This is a genomic window from Amycolatopsis sp. cmx-11-32 (genome assembly GCF_047608695.1).
In the GTDB taxonomy this organism is placed as follows: domain Bacteria; phylum Actinomycetota; class Actinomycetes; order Mycobacteriales; family Pseudonocardiaceae; genus Amycolatopsis.
The window spans coordinates 125,197-145,430 of the sequence record NZ_JADNQN010000001.1; the positions used below are offsets into that span (position 1 = coordinate 125,197).

Consider the following 20,234-nt stretch of genomic DNA (forward strand, 5'->3'; position numbering starts at 1 on the left):
ACCAGACGTCGCGAAAGCCACCTTCAGGACACCAGACGTCGCGAAAGCCACCTTCAGGACACCAGACGTCGCGAAAGCCACCTTCAGGACACCAGACGTCGCGAAAGCCACCTTCAGGGCACCAGACGTCGCGAAAGCCACCTTGAGGAACCCCGAGCCCGCAAGGAGGCCTCAACCTCCCCGCCCGCACCCCGCACCGCACCGCACCGCACCCGAGCTGAAGGGGACTTTCCCCGCATGTCACGCGACGAAAGCTCCCTTCACCGCATGACATGCGGGGAAAGTCCCCTTCAGCAACTAGGCACTGGATGTATAGAGCGAGCGTATACACACTGTGTATAGTTGCCGCATGTCCATCGGGAACACCCTGCTCGGCCTGCTCGAAGCCGGCCCCAAGCACGGTTACGACCTCAAACAGCTCTACGACAAGCAGTTCCGGCAAGATCGCCCACTGCACTACGGGCAGGTCTACTCGACGCTGAACCGCCTGCTGAAGAACGGTCTCGTCGAAGAGAACGGCATCGAGGCAGGCGGCGGTCCGGACCGGAAGCGGTACGCGATCACCGAAGCCGGCGTCACCAACGTCGAGGAATGGCTGAAAAGCCCGGAGAATCCCTCCGTTTACCTGCAGAACACGCTCTACACCAAGGTCGTACTCGCCCTACTGTCCGGCCGAGGCGCCCAAGACCTGCTCGACGCCCAGCGCGGCTCCCACCTCCGCGCCATGCGCGAGCTCACCGCCCGCAAGACCGACGGCGACCTCGCCGACCAGCTCATCTGCGATCACGCGCTGTTCCACCTCGAGGCGGATCTGCGATGGCTGGAACTCACGGCCGCCCGTCTCGACGACCTCGCGCGTCAGTTGACGCGCTGACCTGGGGACCACAAAGTGGAAACACTGTTGTTACAAGGCTTGAACCTGTACAAGGCTTTCGGCCCCGATCAGGCGCTGGCCGGGGCGGGCCTGACGCTCGAAGCCGGGGAGATCGTCGCGATCATGGGCCCGTCGGGCTCGGGGAAGTCGACCCTGCTGCACTGCCTGTCCGGCATCGTGCGGCCCGACGAAGGACGGGTGCTGTTCCGCGGCCGCGCGCTCTCTCAGATGGCCGACGCAGAACGCAGTGCCTTGCGGCGCACCGAGTTCGGCTTCGTCTTCCAATTCGGGCAGCTCGTCCCGGAACTGACGTGCCTGGAGAACGTCGCGTTGCCACTGCGGCTCGGCGGGATGAAACGCCGTCCCGCCGAGCGACTCGCGAAGGCCTGGCTCGACCGGCTGGAAGTCGGCGACTCCGAGGACAGCACACCCGCCCAGGTGTCGGGTGGGCAGAGCCAGCGGGTCGCCATGGCAAGAGCGCTGATCACCGAACCGTCGGTGGTCTTCGCCGACGAACCCACGGGCGCACTGGACACGCTCAGCGGCGAGCTCGTCATGCGCCTGCTTTCCGAGACGGCGAAACAGACGAACGCCGCCGTCGTCCTGGTCACCCACGAACCGCGGGTGGCCGCCTACTCAGACCGGGAGGTCATCGTGCGAGACGGCCGGACACGTGAACCGGTGGTGACCCGATGAGCGGGCGCGAAGACCTGCTGCTGGGGTTCCGGCTGGCCGTCGGGGGCGGCCGGGGCTCCATCGTCAGGCTCGTCCTGAGCGCCTTCGGCATCGGGCTCGCGGTGGTGATCCTGCTGACCGGCGCCTCCACGGGCACCGTCAAGGAGAACCGGGACCAGCGGGCGTTCGCCTCGTACGTGCGGAGCGAACCGATCCCTGGCGTCGCCCCGCTGGCCTACCGCCCGGCGACGACCGACTTCCGCGGTCAGGCGATCGCGCTCGTCCACCTGCGGCCCACCGGGCCGAACTCGCCGATCCCACCGGGCGTGGACCGGCTGCCCGCGCCGGGCGAGGTCTTCCTTTCGCCGAAACTGGAAGAACTCGTCGCAGCCGATACCAGTGGCCTGCTGCGGCCACTGCTGCCAGGCGAGCCGGTCAGGGTCATCGCCGCGGGAACCGTGCTCAATCCGAACGACCTGGTCGCCTACGTCGGCTCGGACACGTTGCGGTCCGGCTCGATGGTCTACGGCTTCGGCGCCGAACGCGGCTACGACTACACGATCGAACAGGAAGTACTGGCGCTGCTGCTGATCGGGCTCTTCGTTCTGCTCACGCCGGTGTTCATCTTCATCGGGACGATCTCCCGGCTCGGCGGCGCCACCCGGGACCGGCGGCTCGCCGCGTTGCGGCTGGCGGGCTCGTCCGTCCGGCAGCTGCGCCGGATCACCGCGGCGGAATCACTCGCGGGCGCCGCCGCCGGGCTCGTCGTCGGCGCCGCGTTGTTCCTGCTCTTGCGCGGTGCGGTGACGAACTTCCAGGTGTTCCGCTTCGGGCTCTACCCAAGCGACCTCACCCCGCCGTGGCCACTAGTGGTGCTGATCGTGCTTCTCGTCCCCGCCCTGACCGTGGTGACGGCGTGGTTCGCCCAGCGGCACACGATCGTCGAACCACTCGGCGTCGTCCGCGAGGCCACGCCGCCGAAGCGGCGGTTGTGGTGGCGACTGTTGCCGATCCTCGCCGGAATCGCCTTGGTGCTCCCGGATTTCGGCATGGAAAGTGGTCTCGGCCGGGCGGCGCTGATCGCCGGGGTGGTGCTGCTGATGCTCGGGATCCCGGCGCTGCTGCCGTGGCTGCTGGAACGCGTCGTGTCCGGGATCAAGGGTGGGCCACCGTCGTTCCAGCTCGCGATCCGCCGGCTGCGGAGCGACAGCGGGACGCCGTCGCGGGTGGTCGCGGGGCTCTGCGTGGTGCTCGCCGGGGCGATCGGGCTGCAGAGCCTGGTGGCCGGCCAGGCGGCGCTGCAGGACGAGTACCAGGACACGACGGCCGGTCGGACGATCGTCACCGCGGAGGGCCCGGTGGCCGACAAGGCGGTGGCCGCGGTGCGCGCGGTTCCGGGCGCGGCCGATTTCCAGGCCATGCGCTCGATGTTCGTCACCACGGCCGGCGGGGACCACTCCTTCTCCTCGTTCGCTGTCGCCGACTGCCCCACGATCGAAGCGTCGACGGGGACGACGGGTTGCCGCGACGGCGACGTGTTCGCCGAAGCCCCTTCGTTCCACAAAGGACAGTCGGTGACGCTCACCGACCTCGACAAACATGAGCAGCCCTGGTCCGTTCCGGCCACACCGCGACCGCTCGACCCGAAGAAGTCGGGGATCGCCGAATACCTCGGGGTGCGCGTGCTCGCGACACCGGGCGCGGCAGGGGGCATCGATCTGACGGCCGCCTCGGTCACGGTGAGCCTGCGTGACGGGGCCGCGAACCCGGACTTCGTCGAACTGGTGCGGAATTCGGTCGCCCCGCTCGGCTGGGAGGCCACGGTGGCCACGTACAACAGGGAACGGGTCACCGACGAGGCACAGATGTTCGGGGACGCGCGGAACATCCTGCTCGGCGGCGTGCTGTTCGTCCTGCTGCTGGCGGGGGTGAGCCTGCTCGTGCTCGCCCAGGAACAGGTCCGGGAACGGCGGCGGGCCCTCGGCGCGCTGTCCGCCACCGGGGTCCCGGTGCGCGTGATCCTTCGATCAATGGTGTGGCAGAACGGGATCCCGCTGCTGCTGGGGATCGTGATCGCGACGGCGACCGGGATCGGCATCGCCGCGGTCGGCAGGCGGATGTTCTGGGACACGTTGTACATCGACTGGGCCGCTGTCGGGGTGCTCGCCTGCGCGGCGGTCGTGATGGTGCTGCTGGTGACGGCGTCGACGCTGCCGTCGGTGCGCTCGGCCGCGCGGTCGGAGAATCTGCGAACCGAGTGAAAGTCCGGGCAGGCCCCGGTTTCGGGGCCTGCCCGGCTCTACAGCACAGCGCTGACGTCGCGGGCCGCGGCGCGGAGCCCGTCGTGCGCCGCTCGCGTCGACCGCGGGTCGAGGGCGTTGGCGGCCAGGCGGAAAAGGATGGCCCGCAGGAGAAGCTGGGGCCATTCCGGCAGATGCGCCCAGCGTTCGAGAAGATCGATGGTGGCGCCGCCCCAGGCCAGCGCGTCGACCGCGACGATCGCGGCGCCCCATTCACCCGGCCGGTAGTACGGCACGAAATCGACGATGCCGGGGGCCGCGTCACCGTCGAACAGCACGCCGGCGAGAAGCTCCCCGTGGACGACTTGATCCGGCAGCTTGACCGGTCTTCGGGACCCCGCCAGCACCTCGAACCAACGGCCGCCCTTGTTCTCGTCGAGGGACATGTCCGCTTCGCCCCACGCGAGTTTGTCGGCCAAAGCCTCGATATCGGTGCGCCGTCCCAGGAAATCCGGCCGAGGCAACCCCGCCGTCGTCCGGTGCAACTTGACCGCCGCGTGCACGACCTCGTCGTAGCGGTGCTCTGCCGTCCCGGACACGAACCGGTTCGCCGACCAGCCGCCGAGCACCCACCGGCCGTCACTGGACCGGACGGGCTTCGCGACCCTCAGCCCCGGCTCGTCCACGGCTTCCAGCGCTCGGGCCGTCCACAGGGTCCGCGACTTGTCCACGACCGGCTTCAGCACGAGATCGCCGTAGCGCCAGGCGGTGGTGCCGGGCAGCGGCTCCCCGTCACCGGTACGTCCGCCGAACGCCGCGCGGACGTGAGCCGGAGGGCTTTCCAGGGTGGCACGCACGGCTCGGCACGTTACCCCGTCTTCCGCGCCACGAACGAGAAGACGCGCTGGTGGAAGGGCAACGTTCGGGGCGGCAGCCGTCGGCCCGTGATGGCTTCCTTGCCCAGTACAGGAAGGCCCCCTTCCTGTACCCAGACGCAAGGAAGGGGGCCTTCCTGTACTTCGACCGTCAGTAGGTCGGCAGGCTCTGGTCGATCTGCCGCGCCCAGGCCAGTACGCCGCCACCGAGGTGGGTCGCGTCCTTGAACCCGGCCTGGTGCAACGCCGCGAGCGCCTCCGCCGAACGCGCGCCCGACTTGCAGTGCAGCACGATCGGCTTGTCCTGCGGCAGTTCCGACAGCGCCTCGCCCGAGAGGATCTTGTCCTTCGGGATCAGCGTCGCGCCCTTGATGTTCACGATCTCGTACTCGTGCGGCTCACGGACGTCGATGAGGGCGAAGTCGTCGCCGTTGTCGAACTTGGCCTTGAGCTCCGCAGGAGTGATCGTGTGCCCCGAAGCGGCCGAAGCGGCTTCGTCGGACACGACACCACAGAACGCTTCGTAGTCGATGAGCCCGGTGATCTCCGGGGTCTCCGGATCCTTGCGGATCTTGACCTCGCGGTACTTCATCTCGAGCGCGTCGTAGCTGACGAGCCTGCCCAGCAGCGGCTCACCGATGCCGGTGATCAGCTTGATCGCCTCGTTGACCATGATCGAACCGATCGACGCGCACAGCACGCCCAGCACGCCACCCTCGGCGCACGACGGGACCATGCCGGGCGGCGGCGGCTCGGGGTAGAGGTCGCGGTAGTTGAGGCCCTTGCCGTTCGGCGCGTCCTCCCAGAACACGCTCGCCTGGCCCTCGAACCGGTAGATCGAGCCCCACACGTAGGGCTTGCCGGTGAGCACGGCGGCGTCGTTCACCAGGTAGCGCGTGGCGAAGTTGTCGGTGCCGTCGAGGATCAGATCGTACTGCTCGAACAGTTCCAGCGCGTTCGACGACTCGAGTCTGTCGGTGTGCAGGTGCACCTTCACGAAGGGGTTGATCTCGGCGATCGACTCCTGCGCCGACGCGGCCTTGAGCTTGCCGATGTCGGACTGGCCGTGGATGACCTGGCGGTGCAGGTTCGATTCGTCGACCTCGTCGAAATCGACGATGCCGAGCGTGCCGACCCCGGCCGCGGCCAGGTACAGCAGCGCGGGGCTGCCGAGGCCACCGGCACCGATGACCAGCACCTTGGCGTTCTTCAGCCGCTTCTGCCCGGTCATCCCGACGTCGGGGATGATCAGGTGACGGCTGTACCGGGCCACCTCTTCCTTGGTGAGCTCGGCGGCCGGCTCGACGAGCGGCGGCAGCGTGCCTGACATCGGGTCCTCCATCTCGCGTGGATCGCGGGTCGCATCCCAGTATCTACAACACCGACAGGCGGAAACGACTTCCCCTGTTTCAAATCCTGGGAAATTCCAGCAGATGGGAGGGCGTGACTAAGGTGTCTGATTCGGCCAGGAGCCCGGCTTGCAGACCTTGCCGTCCGCCGGCACCTTGCCGCGATCACCGCCGGGGAGATTGTTCAGCTGCGCCACGAAGTCGTTGGAGACGCCGAACGTCTGCTGCATCATCACCGGCGCGATCCCGCCGTTCACCTGACAACCCACGTGCTTTCCGCCAAGTGCATGCCCGACCTCGTGGTTGATGGCGTACTGGCGATACCCGGTCATGTCGCTCTCGAAGGCCAACGCCCCCCGCACCCAGCGGGCGAGGTTGATCACCACGCGCTTGTCGAAGCTCGATCGATAGCACGACGTCTCGTAGGTGATCTGGAACATGCAGACGTCCGCGCGGTGCGTCGTGTTCGGTGTGGTGAGACTCACCCGGAAGCTGGGGTTCGGGAAACTCGCATCCACGCGCTGGAGCGCTCTCTTTCCGTCCCACGTCCAGCTCTTGGAATTGGACAGGATGCCCTCCACCGTCGTGGCGAAGCTGTCGTCACCGGTGTAGCTGGCCGGATCAATGCCGTCCTCGACCTCGATCGTGTAGGTGAACAGCTGCCCCGTGCCCACCTTCTCGCCCTTGCCCGCCACCACGTGATAGGTGCCCTTGCCGGACTCGGTGAAGGGACCGCCCTTGGGCAGGTCCGCGGTCGGGATCTTGAGATCCACCGGTTTGGCCGGATTCTCCGGGAGGACGTCGCCACCCCCGTCGACACCCGCGCCCGGCTCGCCGCCGTTTCCCGCGGAGCCGTCGGCCGAGGCGAGACTCGCCCCGCCGGGGGCGATCGGCTCGGCCGGGCCGGTGGCGGTGTTGAACACGACCAGCGCGGTGATCACCACGAGGATCGGCAGCGCGTACACACGCCAGCCGTAAGTCTTGGCGAAGTGGCCGATGCCGCCTTTGCTCTTGCGCCTGGCGGTTTTGGCGGCGCCGGGCTCGTGCGGCTTCCAGGACGCGCTGAGCGGCTGGGCACTGGTCCGGCGACTGCCAGGGCGGTAGCGGTCTTCGTCGAGCCGCTGTGACGGCGGCGGCGACGGCCGGTACTGGCCGGTGCGCGGGACGTCGGAGGTCCGGGGCTGGGCGCGTGGCGAACGACGGGCGGAAGCCGGGTACTGAGACCGCCGACCTTCGCCCTGCGCGCCATGCTTCACCCGATCCACGGGCACCAGGGTGCCATAACCGAACTGTGATGTTGTGAGCGACCGCCGCATCGCACGGCGTGTCCTCCTCACCCGAATGGGCTACCAGGTGCCCGATTCGACCGATTCCCACATTCCCAAAACGGCCTTTGCCACCACATTCGGGCGTTCCATCTGCGCCACATGGCCGGTTCGGGGCAGAACCAGCAACCGGGCGTGCGGAAGTAGCCGAGCGGTGCGCTCGGCGCGCCGGACGGAGATCACCCGGTCGTGCTGCCCCCATACGACGAGCGTCGGCGTGGCGACCGTCGGCGCGACGGCCCACAGCGACGCGGGTCCGCGCGCGGACCACGTCCGGAAGATGCCGAACGTGCTGCGGGCCAGCGCGGGGGCGGCCCAGGCGAAGCCGGCACGGGCGTTGTGCTCCTCCTCCAGTTCGCTCAGCCTGCTCTCGGCGAAGCGGGTCGGATCGGCGAAGCACAGCTTGATGACCTGCATGGCGCGTTCGCGCGGACCGAGCGCGGCCAGTTGACGGCGCACCCTCGGACCGATCAGCGGCAGATACGCGAACGCCATCCGCGGATCGGACAGCCGGCTCATGCTGGGACGGAGATCCGGCATCGCGGGCGAGATCAGCGTCAGCGTCTTCACCAGCTTTGGACGGCGGGCCGCGACGAGCAGTGCGACCGCGCCACCCATCGAGTTGCCGAGCAGGTGCACCGGCCCGGTTCCGAGGCTCTCGATGTGGCTCGCGACGATCTCGGCGTGCGCGTCGAGACTGAAGCTGAAACCGTTCGGTGGCTCCGAATAGCCGAATCCCGGCAAATCGACCGAAGTGCCGGCCGCCTGGGGCGCCAAGAGCGCGGCGAGGTCGGTCCAATTCGTGGACGAACCGCCGAGCCCGTGGACGTAAACCGCCGTTTCGGGGCCGCCTGGAGTCCGGCGGATGTGCAATTTCACCCCGCCGACATCTATTGTTTCCCCGGGCCACGGCGGCGGCGCGGGATCCAGCGACGGCAATGACCTGCGCGACAGCGGTACGTGGGTCAGCGGTGAGCGGCCCACGGCGGCACGGGAAACTGGAGAAGACACAGCATCAAGGATGCCCGACCCTTGGCGGTTCGGCCGTACCGGCGAGTAATCTCGAGTTCACTTCACGCGGCGGTGATCCCGCCCTGCGGAGCCCCGCTCGACTGGAGGAACGATGACCGAAATGGCGCGACTGCAAGCCCGAGGCGTCCGCCTGCCCAGGACGGAACGCCGGGCCCAGCTGCTGGCCGCCGCCCAGCGGGTGTTCGCCGCGAACGGATACCACGCCGCCGCGATGGACGAGATCGCCGAAGAGGCCGGGGTCAGCAAGCCCGTCCTCTACCAGCACTTCCCCGGCAAGCTCGACCTCTACATCGCGCTGCTGGAGAGCCACGTCGACGAACTGGTGCGGCGGGTCAAGGACGCGCTCGACTCCACGACGGACAACAAGCAACGTGTCCCGGCGACCGTCGGCGCGTTTTTCGACTTCGTCGACAACGACGCCGGCGCGTTCCGCATGGTCTTCGAGTCCGACCTGCGCGGCGAGCCTGCCGTGCAGGAGGCCGTGGACCGGGCGACGTCGGCCAGCGTCGACGCGATCACCGAGACCATCACCGCCGACGCGGGCCTCGACGAGGACAAGGCACGGCTGCTCGCCGTCGGCCTCGTAGGTCTCTCGCAGGTCAGCGCGCGGTTCTGGCTGGCGCACCACAAGTCGATGAGCAAGGACGAGGCCGTCGCGCTCACCGCCAACCTCGCCTGGCGCGGCATCGGCGGTGGTTTCCCGCTGCAGCACTGACCCGCGTTTAGTCCTCTAGTTGCGGTCCTTGCGCGTGCAACTACCGCAACTAGAGGACGAAACGCGTGGGTTCACCGGACGCGGACGCCCCGCAGGATGACCGCGACGGGGTGCTCCAGCCGCGCCAGGTCCTCACACGGATCTTCCGCATGGACGACGGCCCTGGCACCAGCCAGCCCTCCGCGACCGGCTCCGCACCGAGGACCGGATCGGCCGTCCAGCGGTCACCATCGGCGTGGAGATCGACGTACCCGCCGTCGGGAAGTGCTCGGCCTCGGACTCTGACGATCACGGTGCCCCCTCGTGAGTGGTGATTCGACTCAACCACGGACTGCCGGGGAGCAAGGGACCTTTGCTACCGCTTTCCACCATCCAGCGGCACCGCGACGGGCCGGGTTTCGGCTATGACTCGATCGACCGCGTTGCCGACCGGCGAGGAGTTCCCCATGCCCCACATCACGCTCGACGAGAACCTGCTCGGTATCAGAGCCCTGTTCGCCTACCGGCCCGAGACGGCGGCGCCGCTCGGACAACTCGCCGAAGTCCTGCTTCGCGGGCCGAGCAGCCTCAGCATTGGCGAACGCGAGCTGATCGGCGCTGTCGTTTCGCGCGGTAACGACTGCACGTTCTGCTCACGCAGTCACGCCGCCGTCGCCGCCGAAGCGCTCGAAGGCGGCATGCCGGTTGTCGAAGCAGCCTGGGAGGACATCGACGGCGCGCCCGTCTCGGCGAAGGTCAAGGCGCTCCTGCACATCGCGCTCGCCGTCCGTGAAGGCGGGAAATCCGTGAGCGAAGACCTGATCGCGGCGGCCCGTGCGGAAGACGCGACGGACATCGAAATCCACGACACGGTGCTGATCTCAGCGGCGTTCTGCATGTTCAACCGGTACGTCGACGGGCTGGGGACCATCGCCCCGGACGACCAAGACGCCTACCAGGGCGCCCGCCTCCTGGCGGGCGGCTATACCCGCCTCTGAGACAGCGAAACAGAGCAGGGGACCTTTGCTACCGCTTGCCCCACCGAGAGCGATAGCAAAGGTCCCCTGCTCCCTCTTCAGACCCTCGCGGCGCGGCGGACGAGTGCCGCGACGCGGTCCGAAACCTCCTGTGCCCGTTCCTGCGGAAGCATGTGCCCGGCACCCGGGTAGCGCACGAATTCGGCGTCCGGCAGCGCGTCGGCGATGACCTTGGCGTGGGTGGTCGGGCAGAGCCTGTCCCGCTCCCCCGACAGCACGATCACCGGTTTCCCGAGCAGCGCGGCCAGCGTGACACGGCAGTCGTGCCGTGAGATCGCGTCCTGGAATCCGGCGACGCTCGCCGGATGCGCGCACAGCAGCTGTTCCGCCACCGAATTGACGTCCTCCCGCCGCGGGCGCCGCCCGAAGACGAGCATTCGCGCGCCGGGGCGCACCACCGACAGCGGCAACGGCAAGGCGTCCCGGCGCTGTTTCGCGAGCAGTTTCGCGAGGCGCCGTTCGAACCTCGCCGCGCCGCTGCCCGCGATCCCCGGCAGGCCGAGGGTGATCCGGTCCATCTCACCGGACGACGTGGCGACGAAGGCGACACCGGCGACGCGCCGGGCCACGAATTCGGGGTGACTACGGGACAATTCCATGATCGTCATGCCGCCCATGGAATGGCCCGCGAGCACGATCGGCCCGTTCGGTACACGGTCTTCGATCAGCTCGGCGAGGTCGTTCGCCAGCGTCGGGATCGTCGCCGTGCCCGGTTTCGCCGGCGCGGAACCACCGTGCCCGCGCAGGTCGTAGCGCAGGATCCGGACGGAGTCGCCGAGCCGGGCCACCACGCCGTCCCAGGTCCGGAGGTCCTGTGTCCAGCCGTGCACCAGTACCAGCGTGAGTTCGGAGTCGGCGGGGCCGCTCGTCTCGACGTGCAGGGCGGTGCCGTCACCGGTCACGAACCGGTGTTCCCTGGACGGGTCCCAGGAAACGGTGCCGCGCTGTTCGACGCTCCTCATCGCTTCCCCGGCAGCAGGAAGGACTTGCGCCAGAAGTACATTCCCGGCTTCCCGACCAGACCGGCCTCCTGCAGGAACGGCATGATCTTCTCGCCGGCCCAGCGCACGCTGTCCTGCCAGTTCGGGTTGTTCATCGCGGCTTCGACGCCGTCACGCGGACGGATGCCGACGGCCTTGTAGACATGCGGGTTGATGAACGCCCGCGTCACGAAGTACGAGATCAGCGCGATGATGAACTGCTGATAGACGATTTCCTTCTTCGACAGCTTCGCCATCCCGCGAGTGACCTCTTCGCGGGCGAAGGTGACGTGACGGGCTTCTTCGAGCACGTGGATCCGGTTGACCATCCGCACCAACGGCTGGATGTCCGGGTCGTTCATCTGCTCGCGCTGAAGCCGGTCGAGGACCTCTTCGGCGACGAGGATCGCGCCGTAGCGCGCGGGCCCGTAGCTGATCGACGGCATCAGTTTCGCGAGGCGCCGCAGCCAAGGTACCGGCCCGTAGGACGGGCAACCGATCCGCGACGCCATCCGCGCGAACATCGTCGAGTGACGGCATTCGTCCGCGATCTCGGTCAGCGCGTACTGCGCGTGCGAACTGGTCGGGTCTTCGTCGTAGACCTCTTTGAGCAGCATCTGCATCAGGAGGATTTCGAACCACAGCCCGGTCGTCGCCACACTCGCGACCTCGTGCTTGCCGAGCTCGATGCGCTGCTCTTCGGACAGCGAGTCCCACAGCTTGGTGCCGTAGAGCGAGGAGCGATGTGCCGGGATGAAGTGCTTCCCGTCCACCAGCGGAGCGTTCCAGTCGATGTCGACGTCGGGGTCGTAGAACTTGTTTGCGGAGGACTTGAGCAGCCGCTCGGCCGTCTTCTCCCGGTCTGTTTCCTTCAGCGCCCGCGTCATGGCCGACACGCCCCTATCTGTAACTCGCGGTAACAGTTACCTCTGGTAGCATGACCGGGGTGATCGAACGTGTCAAGCGCAACAGCAAGCAGTCGAGCAAGCACCCCACGGCGGGTGAGGCCGACACGGGTGACGCCCGTCGCGATCGCTGGCGCAAGCACCGGATCGAGCGCCGCGCGGAATTCGTCGAGGCCGCCCTCCGCGCGCTCGACACCCACGGGCCGGACCTCGGCATGGAAGACGTCGCCGCCGAAGCGGGCGTCACGAAGCCTGTGCTGTACAGGCACTTCGACGACAAGGCCGACCTGTACGTCGCGCTCGGGCAGCGTGGCACCGAGATCCTCTTCCAGCGGCTGATCCCGGCCATCAACTCCGAGCTGGCCCCGGTCCCCCGGATCCGGATGGCGCTCGACGCGTTCTTCAGCGTCATCGAGGAGCACCCCAACCTGTACCGCTTGCTCGCGCGCGGTGGCCTGCAGGAGAAGGTACTCGTCAAGTCCGACGTCGTCGCCGAGGACAAGGAACTGATCGCCACCGCGCTGACCGCGCTGCTCGGCGACTACATGCGGATGTTCAACATGGACTCCGGCGCCGCCGAACCGTGGGCGCACGGCATCGTCGGCATGGTGCAGAGCACCGGCGAATGGTGGCTGGACCGGCGCTCGATGGGCCGCGACAGCGTCGTCGAATATCTGACGCAGATCATCTGGGCCGCGATCGACGGCCTCTCCCGGCAGCAGGGCATCGTCATCGACCCGAACCTGCCGCTCGAAGAGAACAAGGTCGTCCAGATGCGGAAGGAAGCAGAAGCACAATGAGCGAGCACGACGAAGACGGCTACTCCGGCGAAGCGGTCCTCGTGATCGACGGGACCGAGATCGCGGCCACGGTCGAACTGCGGGGCTACTTCCAGCCGATCGACGGCTACTACCGCTGGTACGGCCGCGTGGCCACCAGCGAGCAGGTGTCCGCGGCCGCCGACGGCAAGAAGACCGCTGTCGAGATCCGCGCGGGCGAGTACAGCGCGAAGGGCGAACTCTCCGACCCGGACCCGTGGGACCGCTACCGCATCATGGGCACCAGCACGCCGCCCTTCCACGTCCCCACCAGCCTCGAAGAGCTGAACGAACTCAACGCCTGACCGTGGCAGTACGTGAAGGCCCACTGGTCGGCGCCGCTCCCCGGCCCGAGGGCCGGTGATGTAGGAATGGGGACGTTCAGTGTCCCAACTCCTCCATCGTCACGAGGTCGCGCCGGTCTCGGACCTCGAGCAACGGAAGATCGAGCTCAGGCCAGTGGAGTGGGGAGGATTGGGGACGTTCACCGTCCGAAATCTTCCCCGCTCAGGCGTGTGCCGGGTACATGTCCCCGAATCTCTGTCGAGCAAGGTCCGCAACCGGTGTGACCTCGCAACGATGGAGAAATCGGGACACTCAACGTCCCCATTCCTCCATCGTCAGCCTCACGCAGCGACCACTAGCCGCCACCTCGACATTGCCGGGACCCTGCCTTGAGCCGAGGGAAGGGGCGTTCCCGCGAGAGGCCCCTTCAGCCCCGCCGCTGAGCAGGCACCTGCGTCACCGCTCCCAGATACTTCGGCCAGCTCGACAGCTTGTTCATCGCCCATTCGAGCGGCCCGCGCCCGATGAACTTCCGCCACAGCACCGCGGCGGTCAGCGCGACCACCGAGAACTCGACGAAATGCAGCACACTGAAGATCGAATCGCCGTCGCTCTCGTCCCACAGCACAGCGATCGCCACGAAATGCAGTACGTACGCGCTCAGCACCCGCCCGCCCAGGTCCGAAAGCGGCCGCAGCACGCGCCCGAACCTCGGCATCAGCAGCTGGCAGCCACCGATCACCGCCGCCGCGATCCCGATCGAGATCAGCAGGTCGAACGGCGTGTACGAGGTTCCGGTCGGCAGCAGCTCCCAGGCCCAGCTGGTGGTCGGCGGCGTGCCGTGGATCCAGGTCTGGTGGAGCCGGAAGAACTCCGGCGGCGTCATCCCCGCCTGCGCGGCGGCCGGTTCCAGCGAGCGGTAGACGGTCTGCATGCCGCCGAGCGGCCCGGTCGCGATCCAAGACACGAGGTACCCGCCCACCGCGAGCGCCGTTCCGCCGAGGAACAGGCGGCGGCACACGCTGCGTGAGGTCAGGTCCATCCGCCCGAGGGACATCCCCGCGAACACGTACGCCATCAGCGTCAACGCGGGGAAGGTCCCGGTCAGGACGAGCACACTCGCGGCCTTCAGCAGACCTGTCGAGGTGACGTCGTCCGCGGTCAGGTCCGGAGCGAAGAACAGCAGGTCACGGGGTAGCACTTGGGCCCTGATCAGATGCGAGGACAGCGGGCCCGCCACGGCGACGACGACCGCGGCGATCGCCAGCGCCTTCGCGCTCGCGCGCAGCCACGGAATCGCGAAGAGGAAACAGGCCCCGTAATAGGCCAGGATCACCATGTAGCCGGTTTCGAGGCTGGTCAGCCAGAGTCCCAGCGCCACCAAAAGCGGTGCGCGGGTCGCCAACTTGAGCACGACGCGGGTCCGGTCACGGCCCAGTTTCGGACGGCGACCGCCGGACATCAGCGCGATCGAGACCCCGGCCAGCACCGCGAACAGCGCCGCTGAGTGGCCTTCGAACGGTTTGAACAGCACCCCTACGCCGCCCTTGGCGGGATCAGGGCCGACATGCACCGCGTACATGCCGAGCACGGCCAGGCCGCGGGCGACGTCGATACCGGTCAGACGCCCAGCGCCCCGTCTGCCTCGTTCGGGAACAGTGCGCGCGCCGTCGACCAGCGCGCGGTCCATCACAGTGACGCCGTCCACCTCATTCCTCGGCTAGCCCCCGCCGTCCCCGCCTTAGCGTGACGATCAAAACTGAGAGCTGGCTGAGACACGGCGGTGACGCCACTGTGACATCGGACTACAACCCGATCGGGTCAGCCACCAACGGCGAAGCCGACCTTGCGAACGTCCGACGGCGCGATCTCGACGTAGGCGATCCGGTCGGTGGGCACGATGTACTTGCGGCCCTTTTCGTCGTCGAGGCGGAAGATCCCGTCGACGGCCCCCAAGGCGTTCGCGACCAGTGCCTCGACCTCGTCGGGCGACTGGCTGCTGGACACCACGAGCTCCCGCGGCGTGTCCTTGATGCCGATCTTGACCTCCACGTGGGACCTCCGCTTGAAAGTTCGAAATTACTTGTCCGACAAGGCTAGCCGAAGAGACCTCAGCCGAGCCCCAGTACCTGCATGCGCTTGGTGTGCCCCTGCTGCAACCGGCGGAACAGCGCGGCGATTCCCGAAAGGTCGCCCGATCCTTCGACGATCAGTTCGGCGAGCCCGTCCCGTTCGGCGACGACGTACTGGGCCTGCGTCAGCGCCTCGCCCAGCAGGCGACGGCCCCACAGCGCGAGCTTGTCGCGCGCCTTCGGGTCGGCTCCGATCCCGGCCGCGACCTCGCGCTCGGCGAAGGCCGAATGCCCGGTGTCGGCGAGCACGGTGAGCACCAGATCCTTGGTCTCGGGGTCGAGCCAGCTGGCCATCTCGCGGTAGAGGTCCGCCGCGAGCCCGTCGCCGACGTAGGCCTTCACCAGCGACTCCAGCCAGGAACGCGGCTTCGTGGAGGCGTGCCAGGCGTCGATGTGCCCGACGAACGGCCGCATCGCGTCCTCGATCGCGACGCCGTGTCCCGCGAGGTGCTTGGTGAGCAGGTCGTAGTGCCCGATCTCGGCGGCCGCCATGGACGCCAGCGCGGCCCGGCCGGACAGGGTCGGCGCGGTGCGCGCGTCCTCGGCCATGCGATCGAATGCGGACAATTCCCCATAGGCGAGTACGCCGAGCAAATCGACTACGCCCTCGCTGATCTGCTTTGCCTCCGTCACGGCGAAGAGGGTATCGCCGAACACACCCGCGGAGTGGTGAAGAGACCGATCACACCCACTCCGGCGCGGCGGGGACTATCCTGAAACCGCAGACCAGGTACACTGGCGGCCGGATACGACGGATCTTCCGTCCCGGATCGGGACGCTGCTGCGGCTGAAGGACAGCCGATGTGGCCCTGGTCAGCGCAAGAATGATGTGCGTGCACGCCATCCTGCGGCATTCCCACGAAGGGCCGCTTCAGCGCCAGTAGCGCGGAGCCGAGCGAATCCTCGTGGTCGAGTGTCGAACGGTGACCAGGGCAGTGCGCGCTGGTCACGAGAGAGGCGAGCACCCTGACCACGAACGAAATCACCACCGAAGAGAACACCACCACCGACGTCCCCGAGGCCGTCGCGCTGGAGCACAGCGAGACAGGCCCGGCGGCGCTCGACGTGTCGCACCCGCTTCAGGCGGGCGCGCCGGTGGAATCCGAAGCCGCTTCCTTCGCCTCCTTCGGCGTCAAGCCGGAGATCGTGAAGGCCCTGAGCGAAGCCGGGATCGAGCGCACCTTCGCCATCCAGTCGCTGACCCTGCCGCTGGCCATGGCAGGCGACGACCTCATCGGCCAGGCCCGCACCGGCATGGGCAAGACGCTGGGCTTCGGCGTCCCGCTGCTGCACCGCGTCGAGGTCCCCGGCGACGGCACCCCTCAGGTGCTGGTCGTCGTGCCGACCCGCGAGCTGTGCATCCAGGTCGCGAACGACCTCAAGGGCGCGGGCAAGCACCTCGGCATCCGCACGCTGGCCATCTACGGTGGCCGCCCGTACGAGCCGCAGATCGCGGCGCTCCGCAGCGGCGTCGACGTCGTCATCGGGACGCCCGGCCGCCTGCTGGACCTGGCCGAGCAGAAGCACCTGGTGCTGGGCAAGGTCCGCGGCCTGGTGCTGGACGAGGCCGACGAAATGCTCGACCTCGGCTTCCTGCCCGACATCGAACGCATCCTGCGGATGGTTCCGGACAAGCGGCAGACGATGCTGTTCTCGGCCACCATGCCGGGCCCGATCATCACGCTGGCCCGCACGTTCCTGACCCAGCCGACGCACATCCGCGCCGAGGAGAACGACGCCGGCGCGATCCACGAGCGCACCACCCAGTTCGTCTACCGGGCGCACTCGATGGACAAGCCCGAGCTGATCGCCCGCGCGCTGCAGGCCGAGGGCCGCGGCCTGACGATGATCTTCACCCGCACCAAGCGCACCGCGCAGAAGGTCGCCGACGAACTCGTCGAGCGCGGCTTCGCGGCCGCCGCCGTGCACGGTGACCTGGGTCAGGGCGCCCGCGAGCAGGCGCTGCGCGCGTTCCGCGCCGGCAAGGTCGACGTGCTGGTCGCCACCGATGTCGCCGCCCGCGGTATCGACATCGACGACGTCACGCACGTGATCAACTACCAGACACCGGAGGACGAGAAGAACTACGTCCACCGTATCGGCCGCACCGGCCGCGCGGGCCGCACCGGTGTCGCGATCACCCTCGTCGACTGGGACGAACAGCCGCGCTGGAAGATGATTTCCGACACCCTCGGGCTCGACATGCCCGAGCCTGCCGAGACGTACTCGTCGTCCAAGCACCTGTTCAGCGACCTGGGTATCCCCGAGGGCACCGCCGGCCGTCTCCCGCTCTCGAAGCGCACCCGCGCCGGCCTTTCGGCCGAGGTCGAGGAAGACCTGGGTGGCAAGCGCCGTGGCCGCGGCCAGGGCGTGGCGAAGGACAAGGACGAAGAGGCACCCCGCAAGCGCAACCGCACGCCGCGCAAGCGGACCCGTGGCGGTGCCGACGCGGCCGCCAAGATCGAGGCCGCCGACGCCGCCGCGAACGCTTCGGCGGACAGCGCCGAGGGCCAGAGCGAAGCCACTTCGGAGGGGCGTACTCGTACGCGCCGCCGCAGCCGTGGCGCCGCGAAGCCGAGCCCGGAGGTCAGTGGCCCAGCGGTCGAGAAGGAAGCAGGCGACAGCGCCGAGCGTCCGGCTCGCCGACGCCGCCGTCGCCGTCCCTCGACGACTTCTGATACACCTGCGTCGGCAGACTGAGCATCAGAACCGGGCGGCGGAGCTGAAGGCTCACTGCGGAACCAGCCACAAACGTGAACCTGCCCCGGCCGAAGGCCCCGCGATCCCTGCGGCAAGGTGCCTGGCTCGCACACGTGACCTGTGTGCCCGTCCAGCACCCTGGCGACGAGATCGCGGTCGCGGGTTCACCACTCAGAACGCAGACCGCGGACGTGGGGAGCTAAGGGCACGTGAGCGAACGTTGGGACGCCGCGCCGGACGAAGATCCGGCACGGCCCATGTCCGCTGATCCCGAACAGCCGTCGAACGGCGGCGAGCCGGACACCTCGGCCGCGATCGGCACCGAAGACGTACTGGACGCCGAACCCGCCCAGCCGGAGGCCACCGTGCCTCCGGCGGCCGGGAAACGCGCCCGGCGCTCGCCGTGGAACCGCACGCGGGATCGCGTGATCGTCGCGGTCATCGTGGTGGTCGTCGCGGTCACCGGTGTCGTGATCGGCGTGACCAGCGACAACGCGGCGACGGTCGCACAGATCGCCGCCACTCTGCCGCCCGGTCTCCCGCCCGCTCCGGCGGAAGTACCCGGCTCGCTGACCGAACTGTGGCAGGCGCCCAGTTCGTCGACGCCCGTCCCGATCGGTGAGGCCAACAGCGTCGTCACCGCCGACAAGGGCGAAGTACTCGGCCGGGACCCGTACACCGGCGATGTCCGATGGCGCTATTCCCGCGATCTCGAGCTGTGCACCGTCGCACTCGCCGGGATCAAAGTGGACGCGGTGTACCGCAAGGACACCGGCTGCAGCGAGGTCACCCAGCTCGACGCCGGGACCGGGCGCCGCACCGCGCAGCGCAACGGCGACGCCGAACTCGGCACCCAGCTGGTCGTGGACGGCTCGCACGTCACCACGACCGGCAAGAAACTGCTCAACACCTGGCGCGACGACCTGGTCAAGAGCATGGAGTACGGCCAGGTCCCGGCCATCGTGAACGCGAACAAGCAGCCGAGGACGGGCTGCACCTACGGCACGGTGGCCGCGGCGGCGGGCAAGATCGGCGTGATCGAGCGCTGCCCCGGCGACCCGGCCGACCGCTTCACCATCTACCGCGCGACCAACGACGAGGCCGACGACCCGAAGGTCGACTACAGCACCGTGCTCGCCGGGAAGAACGCCAAAGTCGTCGCGATGTCCGGCGACCTCGCGCTGATCGTGCTGCCGGAGCAGAAACTGCTGGTCATCTACGGCGGCGACGGCCTGCAGAAATCGGCGTACCCGCTCGACGCGCCCGCCGCGGACATCGAGCAGGATCCGGTGGGCGGCATCATGGCGACCGCGTGGACCGCGCAGGGCGTCTACTGGTTCACCGGCTCCAAAACCATGGCGTTCTCACGCGACGACCTCACGCCGCGCTGGACACTGAACAGCTCCGTCGGGCCCGGCGTCACCTTCGGGGATCAGCTGGTCGTGCCGATCCAGGGCGGGCTCGCCGTACTCGACGAGCTGACCGGCACCACGATCCGCACCGTCGGCGTCGACCGGCACGGCTACACCGGCCCGGTGCGGCTCTCGTCGGTCGGGCCTGTGCTGCTGGAGCAGCGCGGCGCCACCCTGGCCGCCCTCAAGTGACCGCCGGGCGATAGCAAAGGTCCCTTGCTGCGCTCGGTGGATCCGGTCACTACGTCGAAGATTTTGTACGAAGCCGGCTGACTTCTTTCCAGCACCATTTGCCGCCCTCGTCGGCGAGCGTGCCGGTGGCGGTGGCGGGTCGCCCCGCGATGCTCAGCGTGACGGCCACCGTGTACTTGGTCTCGGAGACCTTGGTGACCTCGCCGAGCATGGCGTTCGACGCTTCGCCGACTCGATCGATGACCTGGTCGATGTCCTTTTCCGCGTTCCCGCACTTGAGCGCCGTCAACGCGGTCCTGTCGCCGGCGTTGATGCCGTCGACGATCGCCCGCGCGGTCCCTTCAGGGCTGGTCACTTTGTCGGCCGCGTCGTCGCTGAGAAAGAACCCCGGAGCGACGAACCCGGTGATACCGAGCGTGACCAGCACCACGACAGCGGCGGCGATGCCCACCAGGAGGCCGGTCTTGCCGTTCTTCGGTGGCGCGGGCGGCCCGCCGAAGCCCTGCCCGTACTGCTGGTTCTGACCGTAGGGCTGCTGGCCGTAGCCGGGGTACTGCTGCTGGGGGTATTGCTGCTGGGGGTACGCGCCGCTCTGGTCGTAACCGCCCTGCTGGTACTGCTGCCCGCCATGGTCGTGGTGGGGCTGGGGTGGGTAGGTCATCAACGGTGCCTTCCGTGCTCGCTGTGCGGCAGCGTCTTCGTCTACGAC

Annotated in this window: 20 protein-coding genes; 9 read left to right on the forward strand and 11 right to left on the reverse strand. The window is 68.3% G+C overall.

Going from position 1 to position 20,234, the window contains the following annotated elements:
* Positions 1-349: 349 nt before the first annotated feature.
* From ACM6LR_RS00515 to ACM6LR_RS00525, 3 genes are read left to right on the forward strand one after another with little or no spacing between them, the layout of a single operon-like run.
* Positions 350-874, forward strand: a complete 525-nt coding sequence (locus ACM6LR_RS00515) for a PadR family transcriptional regulator (protein WP_414935579.1) — start codon at positions 350-352, stop codon at positions 872-874.
* 15 nt (positions 875-889) lie between these two features.
* Positions 890-1,570, forward strand: a complete 681-nt coding sequence (locus ACM6LR_RS00520) for an ABC transporter ATP-binding protein (RefSeq protein ID WP_414942963.1) — start codon at positions 890-892, stop codon at positions 1,568-1,570.
* Positions 1,567-3,810, forward strand: coding sequence for an FtsX-like permease family protein (locus tag ACM6LR_RS00525; RefSeq protein WP_414942964.1), 2,244 nt, complete (start codon positions 1,567-1,569; stop codon positions 3,808-3,810). The genes ACM6LR_RS00520 and ACM6LR_RS00525 overlap by 4 nt, the downstream gene beginning before the upstream one ends.
* 38 nt (positions 3,811-3,848) lie before the next feature.
* Here ACM6LR_RS00525 and ACM6LR_RS00530 read toward each other — a convergent pair whose 3' ends face one another.
* The 4 genes from ACM6LR_RS00530 to ACM6LR_RS00545 all read right to left on the reverse strand — a co-directional run bounded on the left by ACM6LR_RS00530 (position 3,849) and on the right by ACM6LR_RS00545 (position 8,217).
* Entirely contained in the window at positions 3,849-4,646 is a 798-nt protein-coding gene (locus tag ACM6LR_RS00530; protein WP_414935582.1) for a TIGR02569 family protein, read from the reverse strand.
* A gap of 169 nt (positions 4,647-4,815) precedes the next feature.
* Positions 4,816-5,994 (reverse strand): adenylyltransferase/sulfurtransferase MoeZ, encoded by a 1,179-nt coding sequence (gene moeZ, locus ACM6LR_RS00535; protein ID WP_414935583.1) that lies wholly within the window; start codon positions 5,992-5,994, stop codon positions 4,816-4,818.
* Positions 5,995-6,111: 117 nt separating this feature from the next.
* Positions 6,112-7,278 carry a DUF3152 domain-containing protein gene (locus ACM6LR_RS00540; RefSeq protein WP_414935584.1) on the reverse strand — a complete coding sequence of 389 codons (1,167 nt, stop codon included), beginning with the start codon at positions 7,276-7,278 and terminating at the stop codon, positions 6,112-6,114.
* Between the two features lie 81 nt (positions 7,279-7,359).
* A complete protein-coding gene (locus ACM6LR_RS00545) occupies positions 7,360-8,217 on the reverse strand; it encodes an alpha/beta fold hydrolase (protein ID WP_414937042.1) in 858 nt (285 codons plus the stop codon).
* A 244-nt stretch (positions 8,218-8,461) separates the two neighbouring features.
* Here ACM6LR_RS00545 and ACM6LR_RS00550 point away from each other — a divergent pair, with 244 nt between their 5' ends.
* Positions 8,462-9,085, forward strand: a complete 624-nt coding sequence (locus ACM6LR_RS00550) for a TetR/AcrR family transcriptional regulator (RefSeq protein ID WP_414935585.1) — start codon at positions 8,462-8,464, stop codon at positions 9,083-9,085.
* Between the two features lie 49 nt (positions 9,086-9,134).
* On the opposite strand, the gene ACM6LR_RS00555 is transcribed toward ACM6LR_RS00550, so the two are convergent.
* A complete protein-coding gene (locus ACM6LR_RS00555) occupies positions 9,135-9,377 on the reverse strand; it encodes a hypothetical protein (RefSeq protein ID WP_414935586.1) in 243 nt (80 codons plus the stop codon).
* A 154-nt stretch (positions 9,378-9,531) separates the two neighbouring features.
* Here ACM6LR_RS00555 and ACM6LR_RS00560 point away from each other — a divergent pair, with 154 nt between their 5' ends.
* On the forward strand, positions 9,532-10,062 hold the full coding sequence (locus ACM6LR_RS00560; RefSeq protein WP_414937043.1) for a carboxymuconolactone decarboxylase family protein: 531 nt from the start codon (positions 9,532-9,534) through the stop codon (positions 10,060-10,062).
* Positions 10,063-10,139: 77 nt separating this feature from the next.
* Here ACM6LR_RS00560 and ACM6LR_RS00565 read toward each other — a convergent pair whose 3' ends face one another.
* Together ACM6LR_RS00565 and ACM6LR_RS00570 are read right to left on the reverse strand one after the other, a co-directional pair.
* Positions 10,140-11,063 (reverse strand): alpha/beta fold hydrolase, encoded by a 924-nt coding sequence (locus ACM6LR_RS00565; protein WP_414935587.1) that lies wholly within the window; start codon positions 11,061-11,063, stop codon positions 10,140-10,142.
* Positions 11,060-11,968, reverse strand: a complete 909-nt coding sequence (locus ACM6LR_RS00570) for an AurF N-oxygenase family protein (RefSeq protein ID WP_414942965.1) — start codon at positions 11,966-11,968, stop codon at positions 11,060-11,062. Before ACM6LR_RS00570 ends, ACM6LR_RS00565 begins: the two co-directional genes overlap by 4 nt.
* A gap of 50 nt (positions 11,969-12,018) precedes the next feature.
* Between ACM6LR_RS00570 and ACM6LR_RS00575 the strand changes: the two genes are divergently transcribed.
* Positions 12,019-12,786 carry a TetR/AcrR family transcriptional regulator gene (locus ACM6LR_RS00575; RefSeq protein ID WP_414935588.1) on the forward strand — a complete coding sequence of 256 codons (768 nt, stop codon included), beginning with the start codon at positions 12,019-12,021 and terminating at the stop codon, positions 12,784-12,786.
* Positions 12,783-13,109: a DUF4873 domain-containing protein gene (locus tag ACM6LR_RS00580; RefSeq protein WP_414935589.1), complete on the forward strand. Its 327-nt coding sequence runs from the start codon at positions 12,783-12,785 to the stop codon at positions 13,107-13,109. The genes ACM6LR_RS00575 and ACM6LR_RS00580 overlap by 4 nt, the downstream gene beginning before the upstream one ends.
* A gap of 407 nt (positions 13,110-13,516) precedes the next feature.
* Here ACM6LR_RS00580 and ACM6LR_RS00585 read toward each other — a convergent pair whose 3' ends face one another.
* From ACM6LR_RS00585 to ACM6LR_RS00595, 3 genes are all read right to left on the reverse strand, one after another.
* Entirely contained in the window at positions 13,517-14,797 is a 1,281-nt protein-coding gene (locus tag ACM6LR_RS00585) for a heparan-alpha-glucosaminide N-acetyltransferase domain-containing protein (RefSeq protein WP_414942966.1), read from the reverse strand.
* Positions 14,798-14,910: 113 nt separating this feature from the next.
* A complete protein-coding gene (locus ACM6LR_RS00590) occupies positions 14,911-15,141 on the reverse strand; it encodes a DUF3107 domain-containing protein (RefSeq protein WP_414935591.1) in 231 nt (76 codons plus the stop codon).
* Positions 15,142-15,200: 59 nt separating this feature from the next.
* Positions 15,201-15,854, reverse strand: coding sequence for a ferritin-like fold-containing protein (locus ACM6LR_RS00595; protein ID WP_409492784.1), 654 nt, complete (start codon positions 15,852-15,854; stop codon positions 15,201-15,203).
* A 432-nt stretch (positions 15,855-16,286) separates the two neighbouring features.
* Here ACM6LR_RS00595 and ACM6LR_RS00600 point away from each other — a divergent pair, with 432 nt between their 5' ends.
* Complete coding sequence (locus ACM6LR_RS00600) at positions 16,287-17,921, forward strand: DEAD/DEAH box helicase (protein ID WP_414935592.1); 1,635 nt, start codon at positions 16,287-16,289, stop codon at positions 17,919-17,921.
* A 209-nt stretch (positions 17,922-18,130) separates the two neighbouring features.
* The gene (locus ACM6LR_RS00605; protein WP_414942967.1) at positions 18,131-19,525 is read left to right on the forward strand and encodes a hypothetical protein; all 1,395 of its coding nucleotides are present in this window, start codon (positions 18,131-18,133) and stop codon (positions 19,523-19,525) included.
* Between the two features lie 49 nt (positions 19,526-19,574).
* Here ACM6LR_RS00605 and ACM6LR_RS00610 read toward each other — a convergent pair whose 3' ends face one another.
* A complete protein-coding gene (locus tag ACM6LR_RS00610; RefSeq protein ID WP_414935594.1) occupies positions 19,575-20,186 on the reverse strand; it encodes a hypothetical protein in 612 nt (203 codons plus the stop codon).
* Between the last annotated feature and the right edge of the window lie 48 nt (positions 20,187-20,234).